Origin of the sequence: Sporosarcina jiandibaonis (assembly GCF_013184495.1) — a bacterium.
GTDB lineage: Bacteria > Bacillota > Bacilli > Bacillales_A > Planococcaceae > Sporosarcina > Sporosarcina jiandibaonis.
The window spans coordinates 106,459-122,484 of sequence record NZ_JAAOIY010000007.1 but is presented as its reverse complement, the minus strand read 5'-3'; the positions used below and the strand labels follow the sequence as shown (position 1 = coordinate 122,484).

General features: G+C 41.1%; 9 protein-coding genes. 1 reads left to right on the top strand and 8 read right to left on the bottom strand.

All coding sequences use genetic code 11. From position 1 onward, the window contains the following. Nucleotides 1-26: 26 nt before the first annotated feature. From hutH to hutU, 3 genes are read right to left on the bottom strand one after another with little or no spacing between them, the layout of a single operon-like run. The gene (gene hutH, locus G8782_RS16110) at nt 27-1,517 is read right to left on the bottom strand and encodes a histidine ammonia-lyase (RefSeq protein WP_172373063.1); all 1,491 of its coding nucleotides are present in this window, start codon (nt 1,515-1,517) and stop codon (nt 27-29) included. Nucleotides 1,518-1,544: 27 nt separating this feature from the next. Continuing rightward, nucleotides 1,545-2,804 carry an imidazolonepropionase gene (gene hutI / locus G8782_RS16105; RefSeq protein WP_172373061.1) on the bottom strand — a complete coding sequence of 420 codons (1,260 nt, stop codon included), beginning with the start codon at nt 2,802-2,804 and terminating at the stop codon, nt 1,545-1,547. Beyond that, nucleotides 2,801-4,477, bottom strand: a complete 1,677-nt coding sequence (hutU, locus tag G8782_RS16100; protein WP_172373059.1) for a urocanate hydratase — start codon at nt 4,475-4,477, stop codon at nt 2,801-2,803. Before hutU ends, hutI begins: the two co-directional genes overlap by 4 nt. Before the next feature lie 376 nt (nt 4,478-4,853). Here hutU and G8782_RS16095 point away from each other — a divergent pair, with 376 nt between their 5' ends. Further along, the gene (locus G8782_RS16095) at nt 4,854-5,444 is read left to right on the top strand and encodes a hypothetical protein (protein ID WP_343035084.1); all 591 of its coding nucleotides are present in this window, start codon (nt 4,854-4,856) and stop codon (nt 5,442-5,444) included. Nucleotides 5,445-5,541: 97 nt separating this feature from the next. Here the strand turns inward: G8782_RS16095 and G8782_RS16090 are convergent, their stop codons facing one another. From G8782_RS16090 to G8782_RS16070, 5 genes are all read right to left on the bottom strand, one after another. Beyond that, on the bottom strand, nt 5,542-8,139 hold the full coding sequence (locus G8782_RS16090; protein WP_172373057.1) for a winged helix-turn-helix domain-containing protein: 2,598 nt from the start codon (nt 8,137-8,139) through the stop codon (nt 5,542-5,544). Nucleotides 8,140-8,379: 240 nt separating this feature from the next. Continuing rightward, the gene (locus tag G8782_RS16085) at nt 8,380-9,282 is read right to left on the bottom strand and encodes a cation diffusion facilitator family transporter (RefSeq protein ID WP_172373055.1); all 903 of its coding nucleotides are present in this window, start codon (nt 9,280-9,282) and stop codon (nt 8,380-8,382) included. Between the two features lie 905 nt (nt 9,283-10,187). After that, nucleotides 10,188-10,415, bottom strand: a complete 228-nt coding sequence (locus tag G8782_RS16080; RefSeq protein ID WP_172372901.1) for a hypothetical protein — start codon at nt 10,413-10,415, stop codon at nt 10,188-10,190. Nucleotides 10,416-11,047: 632 nt separating this feature from the next. After that, complete coding sequence (locus tag G8782_RS16075) at nt 11,048-13,528, bottom strand: DNRLRE domain-containing protein (protein WP_172373053.1); 2,481 nt, start codon at nt 13,526-13,528, stop codon at nt 11,048-11,050. 106 nt (nt 13,529-13,634) lie between these two features. Then, nucleotides 13,635-15,947 (bottom strand): DUF4962 domain-containing protein, encoded by a 2,313-nt coding sequence (locus G8782_RS16070; protein ID WP_172373051.1) that lies wholly within the window; start codon nt 15,945-15,947, stop codon nt 13,635-13,637. Nucleotides 15,948-16,026: the final 79 nt, after the last annotated feature.

The following is a 16,026-nucleotide window of genomic DNA, read 5'->3' as shown; positions in this document are numbered from 1 at the left end:
CTGGTAATTGGTCTCAGTTCCTTATATTAATCCATAGGATTCTTCTTTAGTAATTGTTCAATCGCTAAGATATCCGGTGTGAAAATACGATCTTCGTTAATGGGGTCAACGACGGTTAGTAATTTTTCAAACTGTATACGTGTTTTGGATGCCATTAATTCTTTCCCGCGAATCGCACAACTGGTTAATGCGCAGAGTGCCTCTATAGCTAGAACATTTCTAGTGTTTTTGATTATCGACTGTGCGTGTCTTGCACCGATTGTCCCCATCGAAACGTGGTCTTCTTGATTTCCAGATGAAGGAATTGAATCCACAGACGCTGGATGAGCGAGTGTTTTATTTTCCGAAACCAGGCTTGCCGCGGAATATTGTAAAATCATGGCTCCGGATTGTAAACCCGGTTCCGGGCTAAGAAATGGCGGCAATCCTTCATTGAGTTGCGGATTGACAAGTCGTTCAATTCGGCGCTCGGAAATATTCGCGAGTTCCGCCATGCCGATTTTCAGAAAGTCCATCGCGAAAGCAATTGGTTGCCCGTGGAAATTTCCGCCTGATACGACTGTATCACCGTCATTGAAAATAAGCGGATTATCCGTCGCCGCATTCATTTCGATTTCCAGTTTTTCTTTCACGTAATTCAACACTTGCCAACTTGCTCCGTGCACTTGCGGAATACATCGAATCGAGTAAGCGTCTTGCACACGTTTTTCACCTTGGAATGTCGTCATTTTGCTGCCGTCCAATAAATCTAGCATTCTTTTTGCGACATCAACTTGTTCAGGATACCCTCGCGCTTCGTGGATGGCTGGATGGAAGGCATCTGTTATCCCGTGAAGTGCTTCCATTGTCATCGCAGCAATCCATTCACTATCAACGGCGAGTGATTCCGCCTCTAAATAATTAATAACGCCTTGGGCTGTCATCGCTTGGGTTCCGTTAATGAGCGCGAGCCCTTCTTTCGCTTCAAGCACGATTGGTTCTAGTCCATGCCTTTTCCATATATCAGCGGCTGGAACATGCTCCATTCCTTGCCAAACGAAGCCTTCTCCAAGTAGTACGAGTGCCAAATGAGCGAGCGGCGCTAAATCACCGGACGCGCCCAGAGAACCTTGTTGCGGAATGACGGGATGGATTTGATGGTTCAACATGTATGCGAATCGTTCCAACACCTCTGCACGTATTCCCGAAAAACCTTTCAATAAGGCATTAAGCCGTAGAACGACCATGGCGCGTGATACGATTTCCGGGAATGCATCTCCAACTCCGCAAGCATGCGATCGAATGAGATGAAGTTGTAACGCTTTCGTATCTTTTTCATCAATGCTGACATCGCTAAATTTTCCGAAACCCGTATTAATGCCGTAAACAGTTCGATCTTCTCGCACTATTTTCTCGACAGCGAGTCGGCTTTTATTGACGCGTTCAATCGCTTTTTCGTCTAATGAAACAACTGATCTTTTATATAAAATTGCTTTTAATTGCTCAAGAGTTAGTGTTGACCCTGTTAATGTAATCATGAAAACCCACCCTTTATTCTAATTTCATCAGCCAACTACTTTTACGCCTTTTTTCCAGACGGTTTTCACATGATTGACTCCGAATAAATATTGCAACTCTTGGTAATTTGAAATATCCCAAAGCACGACATCGCCTTGTTTTCCAACTTCAAGCGAGCCGGTCTTATTCTCCATTTGAATCGCGCATGCCGCATTATAGGTTGCCGCCGTCAAAGCTTCGGCAGGTGTTAGTCTCATTGAAATGCACGCTAAATTCATGACGAGCGGCATCGATGTTGTCGGGGAAGAACCGGGATTACAGTCTGTTGAAATCGCGACGGGTACCCCTTCGTCAATCATTTTACGCCCCTTGGCCGCCTCTTCCCGTAGGAATAAAGCCGTTGCTGGCAATAAACAAGCGATTGTTCCGGCATCCGCCATTGCCGTAATACCATCATCGGACGCTTTCAATAAATGCTCTGCTGAAATCGCGCCTACTTTCGCAGCTAATTCTGCGCCGCCATATGGTTCGATTTCATCCGCATGAATTTTTGGTATTAAGCCGTACATTTTTCCAGCTTCTAAAATACGTTCCGACTGTTCAGGGGTAAACACGCCGACTTCACAAAAGACGTCATTGAAGACAGCTAGTTTTTCATCGGCAACGGCTGGAAGCATTTCGTCGATAATGAGCTCGACAAATTCTTCTTCGCGACCTTTATAATCTGTCGGAACAGCGTGCGCCCCCATAAATGTAGGAACGAGATCTATCGGGTGTTCATCTTGAAGCCGTTTCATCACACGAAGTTGCTTCAGTTCATTTTCCAAATCGAGTCCGTAACCGCTTTTTCCTTCAACCGTCGTTACACCGTGTTGTAAAAATGAGTCTAGTCGTTTTTTCGATTGCTCGACTAACTCATCTTCCGACGCTTCTCGCGTCATTCGAGTCGTCGCGTGGATTCCGCCGCCTGCATTCATGATATCCATATACGTTGCGCCTTCGAGACGCATTTCGAATTCACGTTCGCGGCTTCCACCGTAAGCGACATGCGTATGCGGGTCGACGAGTCCCGGTGTGACAAGATGGCCAGATGCGTCTGTAATTTCGGCTTCATGCGCGCGGTCATTGAATTTTCTTTCAAGTTCAGTCGTTGTTCCGACTGCTTTTATTACCCCGTCTTCTATCCAAACGCTGCCGTCTTCGATAATCGATAATTCATTCATCGCTTCTTTAATTCGCGGGCCTTCTGAGTTTTGTGCGAGTGTTGCGAGTTGTGACGCGTGTTTTATCCAAACGATTGATTTCATTTTTGTTCAACTCCTTTAGCCATCATCGGAATGTTGACGCCCTTCTCGCGTGCTGTTTTTTCTGCGAGATTATAACCCGCGTCAACATGACGAACGATTCCCATACCTGGGTCAGTCGTCAATACGCGTTCGATTCGGGCTTCCGCTTCTATCGTTCCATCTGCAACGATGACCATTCCCGCATGAATGGAATACCCCATGCCGACCCCGCCGCCGTGATGAACTGAAACCCAAGTCGCGCCGCCGACTGCATTGATCATTGCATTTAAAATCGGCCAATCGGCAACTGCGTCCGAGCCGTCTTTCATCGATTCCGTTTCGCGGTTCGGAGATGCGACTGAACCCGAGTCAAGATGATCGCGTCCGATGACAATCGGTGCACTTAATTCGCCCGAAGCGACCATGTCATTAATAATTTTTCCGAATCGAGCACGTTCTCCGTACCCCAGCCAGCAAATTCTTGAAGGCAGTCCTTGGAACTCGATTTTCTCCTGAGCCATGCGAATCCAGTTGCATAAATGTCTGTTTACACTAAACTCGCGTAAAATCACTTCATCTGTTTTGTAAATGTCTTCCGGATCACCCGATAACGCGACCCAACGAAATGGTCCTTTACCTTCACAAAACTGCGGGCGAATATAAGCGGGAACGAATCCCGGAAAATCGAATGCACGTGTGACGCCCTCATCTTTTGCGACTTGGCGGATGTTATTGCCGTAGTCAAATGTAATTGCACCCAGGTCCATCATCGCGAGCATCGATTCAACATGGCTCGCCATTGAAGCTTTTGATTTCTTTACATATTCTTCTGGATTCTCTTGCCGAAGTTTTGCTGCTTCTTCAAGCGACATGCCGGAAGGAATATAGCCATTTAATGGATCATGAGCCGATGTCTGATCTGTGAGCACGTCTGGAATAAACCCACGAGCGATCATTTCTGGTAAAATATCCGATGCATTTCCTAATAGGCCAATCGACAACGCTTCCCCTTTCACTTTAGCTTCTTCCGCTAATCGAATTGCTTCATCTAATGAATCGGTTTTCACGTCCGTGTAGCGCGTTTCGATACGGCGGTCGATACGTGTTTCATCAACTTCTATGCCGATACAAACCCCGCCAGCCATCGTTACCGCGAGTGGTTGCGCCCCGCCCATGCCGCCGAGGCCTGCTGTTAATGTAATCGTTCCTTTTAACGACTCACCGAAATGTTGTTTCGCGAGTTCAGCGAACGTTTCATATGTTCCCTGGACAATTCCTTGTGATCCGATATAGATCCAGCTACCCGCGGTCATTTGCCCGTACATCATCAACCCTTTTTTATCGAGTTCGTGGAACGTTTCCCAATTCGCATACGCGGGGACGAGATTCGAGTTTGCGATCAATACTTTCGGTGCGTCTGTATGCGATTTGAAAATCGCGACCGGTTTTCCGGATTGCACGAGCAAAGTTTCATCATTTTCAAGTTCTTTAAGTGAACGAACAATCGCGTCAAACGACTCCCAGTTTCGCGCCGCTTTTCCAATCCCCCCGTAAACGACTAGCTCATCCGGATGCTCCGCCACTTCTTCGTCTAAATTATTCATTAACATGCGAAGTGCAGCTTCTTGTTGCCAACCTTTCGTATTCAATTCGCTTCCCCGGTACCTCATGATTTTTTCAGATGCTTTTCCCATATTAACTCCCCCCAATTTAAGTTCTACTTCCATCTTACACGATGAAAATGCTTTTAAAATGATTATTGCGAAAGTTTAGTCTGTGCTAACAGTGCGCTGTGTCAGCGTGGTGAAGCGTTTTCGGGGGTAGATTGTTGGGTTGTCTGCGGTGTTAATTTTCTTGCAGTCGGGGGTGGTTTCCTTGCACTAGATGACCATCTGCTTGCACTTAATAGATTTTGCTTGCGAGTCGGGACCTTTGTCGTCCTAGTGCTCTTCCGCGTTTCTGTCCATTAGACAGTCGAAAACCGATAAAGTTTTAAAAACAAAAAAGTCCAATCGCTGTCTAATATTGTTGCATACACTAGGTAGAATCGCTTGGAAGGAGAGAATTGTAATGGTAAACAGAGGATCAGAAGATTTTGATGCAGAACAATGGTATCCGCGATTACCCGATGGATATGACGATCAAGATATGTATGAACCAGGAAGATCTGGATTTTCGCCCGAATATGGGATGCCCGGATACTCAATGGGGCAAGGAGGTTATGGATACGAAATGCCTGGATATCCATCTTGGCAAGGAATGTCTGGATTTTCACCAGGGCAAGGAAGACCCGGATTTCCACCAGGGCAAGGTATTCCCGGATTTCCGCCGGGGCAAGGAGGTCCTGGATTCCCGCCAGGACAAGGAAGACCTGATTTTCCACCAGGACAGCAAGGAGGATCCCAACCTCCTAGATCTGCACCACCTAGTACTACGCCAACCTATCCTAGTACGCAACTATTCGCCGTAGATCCCGGTGCAATTAGAGGCTGCTTATACCGCTTCACTTTCATCTGGCTTTCAAGAAGGCAAGGATTCTGGTTCTTACCGGTTTTTGTCGGTCGAAGATCAGTAGCGGGTTGGAGATGGCGCAGCAGACAAAGAAGATGGGTATACATGGGGATTGACTTGGATAATATAGATAGATTTAGCTGTTATTAAGTAATAAAACGAGCAATTCCATATTCATGTGGAATTGCTCGTTTGTTTACCTATTAATTGAAAACGTTTAGGCTCAACTTCTGACAATGATTTTATTTCAATGCTGTTCTAACGATAGTGCATTTGCAATAATTACGGCCTGCGTTCTGGATTTCACTTGTAGTTTTGCATAAATATTGGATAAGTAGATACGAACTGTTCCAGGCGATAAAAACAACTCGTCAGCAATTTTCCGGTTCGACAAGCCTGTTGTTAATAATTTCAAAACTTCAAGTTCTCGAGGTGTCAGCCCATGGAGCGGATTTTTCTTTTCAACGACCAATCCGGATGCAGACTGTTCTTCTTTGGAAATATTCATTATACGTTCAACGTAATCCAAGGGAATCGAACTCCAGGATGGAATATGACGCTCTCTTCTTAGTTCGATATACCTTTCCATCAAAGGATAGATTTCGCTCTCATTTAGGAACATTCTTATATATCCATAACGATTCCCGAATTTCAAGGCTTCATTTAGCATATCGAGCGCTTGTCTATTATTTCCGTTCAACTTATGAAGTGTCGCTTCCAATAAAGAAGATTCTATTATTAAAGAGATTTGTTCTTCTTCATACGCACGAGCTTTTAATTGTTCGACCAATTGTAATCCTGTTTCAAAGTCTTTCTTTTTAATAAGTAATCGAACATGGACAAACCACCAAAATTCGTTTTCGATGCCACCAATGTATTCATTTGCTTTTGCTGCGGCGAGTTTTTCTTCTGCTATTGCAAGTTTATCCTGTTGAATAAAGATTGTTGCTTCCATTAATAGAAGTAAATCCACCCAGTGAGGTTCATCTTTGTTTAGTGCATAAGATTTCGCTTTTTCCAAATAGTGCTGTGCTTCTGCATAATCTTGTTTAGTGATTTCAATCCGACACTTTAATACAAACATCGGAATCACCAGACCAGAATCTCGAAAACTTCTCCCAATTTTGATTGCCTCTTTTATGACAAGCAAGGCCTCTTCGCTTCGATTCCATTCCACCAACTTTTCAGCGTACACCCCCAGATAATATCCCGTCACAATTAATCGTTTATAGTCCTTTGTTTGATGATTATTCAAGAAGCTTTCTATTTCTTCACAGTTAAGTTTCCCTTTACCGCCAATCTTTGTATGCAATAGTGTCAGGTTCCATACATTGTATCGAATCGATATTTTATTGAAGTTAGAATCCTTCGCCTCCCGCTTTGATTGCTTCAACATTAACCGCAGTGAGGTGTTCATACTATTTTGATCAACTAGCAAAGCATAAGCTTTAATTGCTAGAAAATCTGCGGCTTCGTTGTTGTATTCTTCGTTATCCATCCAATGATCTATTTCATGCCGCTTTTCCAATTGTTCAATGATGTGAAATGTACGACCAAAATCTTGTAACATCGCATGAGCCAATGCAAATAATGTTGTCATTTCAATGCTTAGTTCTTGCTGCTCTTTTAATAATAAGTCAATCCAACCTTTAAGAGTTTCTGTATAACCAAGTTTGAAAATATCAAGCGCATGGATTTCAATCCATTTCATTGCATCGACAAAAATATTTCCTCGCATGGATAATTCAATGGCGTTAAGAAAATCACCTAGTTTATAAAGTTCTTCCGCGGCTTTTGAAAACAACCGTGATACTTCTTCTTTGGAATAGCGTTGACGCAATTCCTTGTTTAAGAAATCGCGAAACATGTTGTGATACTGAAAATCCTTTCTCTCCTCATCCATTACATAAATAAAGTACCCTCTTTTTTCCAAAGATGAAAGAATAGTATCTACATCTATTTCGTCAGTTAACGCTTTGCAGACTTCGGGTGCAAGTACCTTTAATATAGACGTTTTCAATAAAAAACTCTTTTCTTGCAACGATAAACCAGTAATTAATTCATGAAATAAATAATCGGATACATACGAATTATTGCCACTGCTGCCTTCACTCATCACTTCTTCTAACTGTTTATTTTCAGTTACTTTCGTAACTAATTTGATGCTCATTGGACATCCTTCTGTTTTCTTGAAAATTTCATGGACGGTATTTAAATCCAAAATTGGCATGGAACTTTCTTTTAAAAATTGTACCGTTTCCTTATACGTAAACTTTAGTTGATCAATCGTGATTTCTTGAACAATTGAATCTGCTTTCCATCTGATTATCGGGAGCGGCAAATGACTTTGACTCCCGATAATCAGTCGGAAGTTCTTCTGACGATGTTCTATTAATCGTGCAATCGAGCGATGAATGATCGATTGCGTAATGACTTGATAATCATCGAGGATAAGTTGAACCCTTGTGTTGCTTTTGTTAATTTCAGTGCTAATTAGGTCGACAAATAGTTTAACTGGGAGTCTTGGTTGTGTGGTTAACAATGGGAGAAGTCGTTCATATAAATCAGTTTGCAATGACTGGCCGATCGCTTTCGCTATGTTTTCCCAAAATCGAATTGGATCATTGTCAGAGTGATTCAAGGAAATCCATGCGGTTTGGCCAATAAATCGCACTGACCATTGACTAAGAAGTGTCGTCTTTCCATATCCGGCAGGAGCACGGACAATAGATAAATGTTTGTCGACACCCGACTCTAGTAATGTCATAAGACGGTCCCTGCGCAGTAATCCGGAAGCAGCTTCAGAAACAAGCAGTTTTGGATTCTTTAGAACTGATTGCGGCATAATACTCCCTCCTCTTGTAGCTAAAACTATTTTCATAGGAATGTTTTAGTATATTAGATTTCTGAATAGACACAATAGTCCCTCTACTAATTATTATAGTATTTTTTTGAATAGTCAACCCTCACTAAAGTATCATGTTTTTATTTGTAAAATGAAGAAAAATGAGGATAGTAAAAACGACTCCACCCTAAGATGAAATCGTTTTTGTAATTATTATTATAGAATGCCTGCATTAGAATATCATTTCTCATCATCATACCAAGGATTTAAGTGAATTAGAACCTCATCCACATCATGATTATTTTCTTTTATTACTCTCTTTATTTTTCGGATGATGTCATGGCCTTCTTGTACAGTCAATTCGCCATGAACACCTACGCGCAGATCCACTAAGACATAATGGCCATGCTCCCTGGCCCGCAGGCGGTCTATCCGTTTCACTTCAGGAATCGAGTTGATTAAGGCAGTGAAATCATTCAATCTTTCCGGACTCACGCTTTTCTCCATAAGCGTGTCTAACGCTTCTTTTCCAATTTCATAAGCAAGCTTGAAAACTAGAACTGTGACAATTATACCTGCAATAGGATCTCCGTACGCTAGGATTTTAAAATGATAAAAGTCTCCAATGAGTGCTAGTCCAATCCCCAATACGGCCGCAAGTGATGCATACACATCCGCAAGATGGTCATACGCTGTTGCGATTAATCCTTTGCTATTGGCTTTTTTTCCAATTCGAATCGTGTACAAGTATAAAACTTGCTTCCAGACAAGAGAAACTACAGCAGTTACAAAGGCGATCATGCTCGCTTTTTCTGGTTCATTAAAAAAAGCTGAAATAGATTCATAAGCTATATAAATTGCGGCCAATCCTAGAATGATTGCCACAATGGCAGAACTTATTACTTCTGCTTTACCATGTCCATAAGGATGATCCTCATCTGCCGGTCGCTTAGAAATACGCATGGAAGTTAAAGCTGCAGCGCTTGCTACAACGTCCCCCGCATTATGATAACCGTCCGCGAGAAGAACCGGACTATGAAAAATTGTACCTACGACAATCTTCAGAATGGTTAATACGATATTGCTTATCAGACTGATCCACACAGCGATAAGCGGAGCGTTTGCAATCGGTTTTTGACTCATGAATTTACACCTCCAATAGAAATCTTTCCCCTAGGCAACAAAAACCCTAGACTGGTTTCAGTCTAGGGTTTGGGATTTTAAATTATAAAGTTTCGTGGAAATAATAGGGTGAATCATATTCATCGCTCACTTTGTTTAGGCGTTAACAAAGCATAGCATTGATTTATCAAGGCTGCAAGAATTTATGATATTAAACCACCTTCGCTACTTTCTTCGTATTTTCTATTCATGGACTCATCTCCAGTTATTCTGGAAATCAGTGGTATTTTTCCCTTAGGAGGCGTTTTAAAATTTAAAAAAGGAGACTCCCTAATAGATTCTTACTTCTCTTAATTTAACTATTCAAGTGAATTTATAAAGCCTACATGAACTAATACAACTGGCTGATGTAAAAAAGAAACTGATATTGATTTTCTATCAACTGTGTTGCTTACGCCGCCCGTAATGGGTCGTGCCCCGCGGCTTGTATACCGATAGTATTGTGATTACGAGCAAAATTAGTAGACCAACACCAGCATGTAGGAGTTCGCTCCACAAGCCACCGAGATCGACACTTCCCGTCTCTTTTGCTACATCTGCTAGAATGCTCACTGTCTGCATGTTCAGTAGCAAGACGGCGGTAGATAGAATGGTTAGCACGAGTTTGAAAATGACCCAATAGTGCCTTAACAAGCCCCATTTGGTACCCAAAGACATAACAAGTCCGGTTAGTAGAGAAACGAGGGCCAACGGAACGATGGCGTACCAGCCAATCAACTCCATCGCAATCCAAGCAGCATTCACCGTCTTGGCATCCTGGCTAGCGAGAGCGGCGACGACAAGAGCTAGGAAACCAACGACCGAGCCAAGCCAACCGACCGAGGAAGTGATATGTGCAGTAAGCGCGAACTTGCGTAGGCCGGGTTTCATGACCACGGCTGTTTCGCTACTTTTTCTATGTCGCTGGATGACGGGAAATGGCGGCCAGGACCGTGTTTACCGCCGCTAGCAAACATTACGATGACAACCAGTAGGACTAGGACGAATGCGGTAATAACAGACACCTTCACCCAGCGTGGTGTATTGGTGGCCGATTCATTGTCGTAATTCTCCGTGTCTTCCTCTGTTGCGCGTCGTGATAATAACTTTTTCATTTAGAGTTCCTCCCTCGAGTTCATGAATTGGTTTTATAATGCATAATCAGTATAACAATGTTCTATGACCGAATGATGAATATTGTTTAGTTCGGGCTCTATCTGCTTTAAAGTCTTCCCAAATAGATTGAATGTCTTCCTGTTTGATTCCTGGTCTCCATAATCTCGATTAGAAACCACTGCTGGTTTCCTTTTTTTAAAATTCACTTCCATAGCACCGAGTATCGGATTTCAGGGGATAGAGGATTGCAGATTGGCATGGAGCCTGATGTGGTCATCGATGCCCCGACTCATCATTTGTCGGATAAGAGGGTTCTCTTTTATGGAACATCAATTATGCAGGGAGGCTGCGCTAGTAGAATTTAATAGATTGTGGTGTCATAGCTGATGTCCGGACTGATATTAGGAAGAAACTGTAAAATTTCTGATGCGTGTTTTAAAGGAGACATAAGTGGAATTGAAGTGACGTTTACAATCAAATAATGGTAGATTTATCGTGACCTCCCTAAGCTGACTCGACATATCTGTAAAATACCAAATCATCTTTCTCATCGCGTCCCCCATTCTAGCTCCTAATTAGAATACACAGAATCAGAAAATACCGCCAACCTAGTAGGTTAGCGGTATTTAACTCAATCCTCTACTACGCCAATAACCAGTTCTGGCCAATTTGTATTATTCGTTTCATCTCGAGAATATAAATTAACGTTTCCATTTTGTCCTTCGATATCAACTACCATTAAACTAACATTCTCATTATTTCCTTCTTCAATAAAGGAACTAACATCGATACTATAAATACTATTTTCAGCTTGGTCTACTGTTATGGTTCCTAGATAAAATGCAGTTTCATTTATTCCGGTTACCTCTACGGTATCTGAAGCAACATTTGGTGCATTACGCCAAGTTAGTGTTTCTTCATTCCAATCATTGTTAGTAAGTCCATAGACTGCAAGTGCTACAGACGTCGTGTTGCTCCCTATTTTTCCGGTTAGCTGGAATGTTGCTTGGCCGATATCCTCGTAGTCAGCAATATCGAATTGATAGTAGGCGATTCTACCTTTTGACTTGTCTGCATTGCTTTTAATATTAAAATACTTATAGTAGTTTCGATCTGCTGTTCCTGCATCAATTAGCTCTTGATTAATAACTCCGTAATTGCTGTCAGGTCGTTCAATATCAATTAATGCGTCATCCGTTGGATTGAGGGAATAAATTGTATAATCAACCTCATCTTCATCGTTCTCTTCCTTAGAAATAAGGTCGATAAAGTCTTCTTGCTGATTATTATTAACCAAATTATTTTGGATAATTAACCCATTTCCTGCTTCTAACTTCATCCCATTTGTATTATTAACAATCTTATTATTTTCGATAACGATGTCTTGAGGAATTCCGGCACCTTTATTCCCATTTCTTGTATCACCGAAATCCTCGGCAACAACAATTCCCCAAAATCCAGGTGCCTTATTATTGATAATCTTGTTTTCCTTTACAATCGTGCGTGGAGCATTCTTTAAATAAATCCCTTTAGCATTTTCAGGTCCTCTTGTGTTGATAATTGTATTACTCTCAATAATGGTATCAGGGGATCCCATAATAACAGTGATTCCATCGCGTGTATCCGACAATGTGTTATGGTGAATATAATTCCCCGGTCCAGATGAAGAATGAGAGTTTGGCGGAGTTCCACCAGTATTTCCAACACCAATACCACCGCGTATGACGCCATCAATTTTGTTATTGCTAATTTCATTTAAGTATTCGCCTTGACCGTGTAAATCAATTGCATCATGGATAATATCCGTATATTTATTACCATCAAGTAAATTATTATGAGCAAAGTACTGAATTAATGTGCCATGTCTAATATACGGACCAACAAATTGACTATTTCGAACAATATTAAAGTAGGTATCATTTGGATGACCAAGTCTATCAATACCTGGCACACCCTGGATGGATACTCCATATCCAGCGCCGCCACCACCAACATCTGTGGCATTTCTAAATGTCGTATTTTCGATAATATTTCTGTTACTTTTCTCAATTCGGATACCCATTCGTTTGAACTTTTCAACTGTTACATGATTTATCGTAATGTGATAGGACGGCTGTCCAATGGAATCGGCGATAAATATTCCATATCCAGGTCCACCATGTTCAGGATTATTTTCTCCTGGGTTTTCTGAATAGGCGCCATCAAATGTTGAAGTGATTGTCATATTTGATATGACCACTTCATGTTTTCCATAGGAAGCAATCACTCTACTACTCGGAACTTCCTTTGAGTCAAAGTAAGATACGAGCACTACATCCTTTTCACTGTTACCACGAAGATTGACACCACTTTTCAGATAAAAATGTGCTGTAAAGTCCTCTGGCATCGTACTTATTAAATTATAAATACCATCTGGAAAATAAACCTCATCACCAAATTCTGCTTCCTCGATTGCGGCAATAATTGCAGGAGTATCATCCTGTTCATTATTACGAACATCCGCACCAAAATCGGTAACATCTAGCGTTCTACCTGTAACTTGGTTCGGTTCGTGCGGAACATACTTTATTCCATCTGGATAATAAAGCCCTGGTATAGTGAATGGATCAGCATCAGGCTTTGGTCCAGGGGGTACTATTTCTATTTCTTCAACAATTGGACCTCCTGCAAATGGTGCATAGATATGAACTTCAGTTATACTATTCCAATCATTACTTGAATTTCCGTAGCCAACTATCCGTATATAACGAGCATTCTGATTTTCAAAATCATATGCTTCTAAATTTAAAGAGCTACCGCTGCTTTCCTGTTGGTCAGTAACTTTAGTCCATGTCTCGCCATCGACAGACAACTCTAAATCAACTGTTGTTGTCCGAATATCGCCATTATGAAAAGCTATTCCTAGATACCCTACTTCCTGAATAGTGCCTAAATCATACAGAATCCATTCACCTACACCCTGTGCAGACCATCTAGTTGATAAGTTATTATCAATTGTATTTTCTGGCAGATTACCATCATGTGAACTCGCTTCTACATTGATAATTGGATAGTTAAATGGTGTTTCTTCTGCATGGATAAACTCATTTTGAAATGGAAAGGCACTACTCAAGACAATTAACATACTAAGGGCAATGGAAAATATAGTTTTTATTTTCATATTCCACCTCTATTTATATTAGCTATGAGTATTGTTAAATGTTTAATAGCGCAAGTTTCTAAAATACCTTCTCCTTCTCAATTCGGAATGTTTTACCATCCTCTGTAAAGTAAAACTGCCTGGAATACCCTTGATCGTCCATCGAATAAGAGACATATTTTGGCTCTTGTTTCTTCATTGGATGTAATAGCGTTACAATTTGATGATGCTTTGCTGCTTGCGTTTTTGCTTGTAAACGCCAATGAACAGAATCCCCTTCTAATTCGGCTAAATCTACTCCTGGAAAATCGTTATATTGGGTCAGGTTTAGCTCACCACTTGACGAGAAAATGAAGCGTCCATCTAATGAGGCATTTTCCCCATTAATTACGAACGATTGCCGCTTAAGTTCCATTTCATTTAAGCTATGGATAAGCCAGTCAATTTCAGCTTCTTGCTCTAGACTAATAGAATCAATGATAACGAAATAGGATTGATCAACAAAGTAAGTTTCTCGTATATAACTAGTTAAGTATGGAACATAATGCTGATACGCTTTAGTTGCATCGGCACAAACATATGCATGACTATCATGTTCTTCTACCTTCTTAATCTGGCCACTTGCCGCTATCGCATGAAACTTATCCTTTTCCGCATATTGACCCATTCCGTCGATCAAAATCGCATTCTTAGAAATCGTTTGTCTTCGCCAGTTATTATGCATCGTACTATTAAACGCAATATAATAGCCGCTATGGATTGCAAGTGGATCTCCAAACGCATGAAGTAAGAAGGCATTTTGATCGCCATGACTATGACTGATTGAACCGTAGCGACTACTTTTCGTTAAATACATGATGTGGTCATCCGGATTATCCAAATTTGCATGCATAGCTACCCAACCAACATCTTTAAACCATTTAACAGTCGGGATATCTTTTGGTTCAATTGCTTCAACGGTAGGAAAATCATGAACATACATCATGTCATCAAAATAAAAATCCCACCAACCCTTATTGTAAAATTTATCATATGGATTTGTATCGTATTTTTTTGTTTGTTCATAATACCACTGGTAATAGCCATTTCCCGTAACACCGGCAAATTGGCGAATATTATAGCCAACCTTGAGGCCTGGTAATTCTCCTAAATTTGCATGGTCACCAAAGCTTGCTCTGCTTGTATTTGGTGGATACACATATAAAGGGAAATCTCCAGTCCTGTGGAAAAATGGACGGTCGTATAAATTATAGCCATTAAATTTACGAACTAAGTTAATCGCATCAATAATATAGGACATTCCTGTTAACCAATAATGTGGTCCCTCTGCCCAGCCACCATCCGCTCCACCCCAAGGAGTATATAGGCCACTATAGTATTCCAATGTATAATCAAGCCATTCTTTTGCTTCTGGGCTATCCTCAAATAATGCAATACTACATGGAATAAGTACAGATGATAATGAGCGGACAGCATGACTATCATATGGAACCTGATGAATTTTTGAATGTTCCATGACATGTACTGCAACTTGCTTGGTACGAATGAAAAGTTGTTCTTTCACAAGCCCCTTTTCCTCGTCAGATAGATAGGAGTAAAGCCAGTCATACCCCCATGCAAGTGCTCCTGCAATACGAAATGCAGCCTCATCGTTATAGTCTCGTGAGGTTGTCCCATTAGGATCCCATGTACTTACATGGAGAAGCCATTCCTTTGCTTTCTCAATAATTTTCTTATCATTCAAAATAACCCCAGCAACACTTAAATGACGGATTGCATAAAGTACTTCCTGGCAATCCAAATACATTTGTCGCCATAACTTAGCAACTCGAATATGACGAGGGTAGGGTGCAGGTTCTTCCATTAAGGGAAGGGATAAATATTTTTCCACCGAATTTTCATAAAAGGCATCCCAATGACAGTATGAGGCATCATTTTTTAGTCGATCACGAAATGAAGGTAATTCCTTTTCTGTTAACCAAAGACGTGGTCTGGCTAAGCTAACATTTTCATAGCGTGTCTTTCGATCGAGTAATGGTGTTTCTGGTAAGCCCACTGAAATAGTAAATGGACGAATCTCACTCCAGCTGCTGATGATTGTGTCATGATTTTGACTATCAAGCAACGCGTAACGCCAGTAATATTTTCCTGGCTCTAACACCTCGTTAGGTGTAAATAAGTTGTTGTAAACAGGTTTATAAGATAATGTGTTTTCATGTTTAAATTCAGGGTGTGTTGAGATTTCTACTATATAAACATCATCTTCTAGTTTGGCTGGCATCCAAGTGAATCGTGGTGGATTTTCAATAATAGCAGTTTTTTCATCTGGTTGATAAGGTACATTCAGAACACCATTCTTTGGTTGATATAACTTAATTAATGTTTTATTCATTGAATAAAAAATCCTCCTTTAGTTACTTCTACTTTAAATCCATGATTTTACAGTATCATCCCCACCTATAAGATTAGAA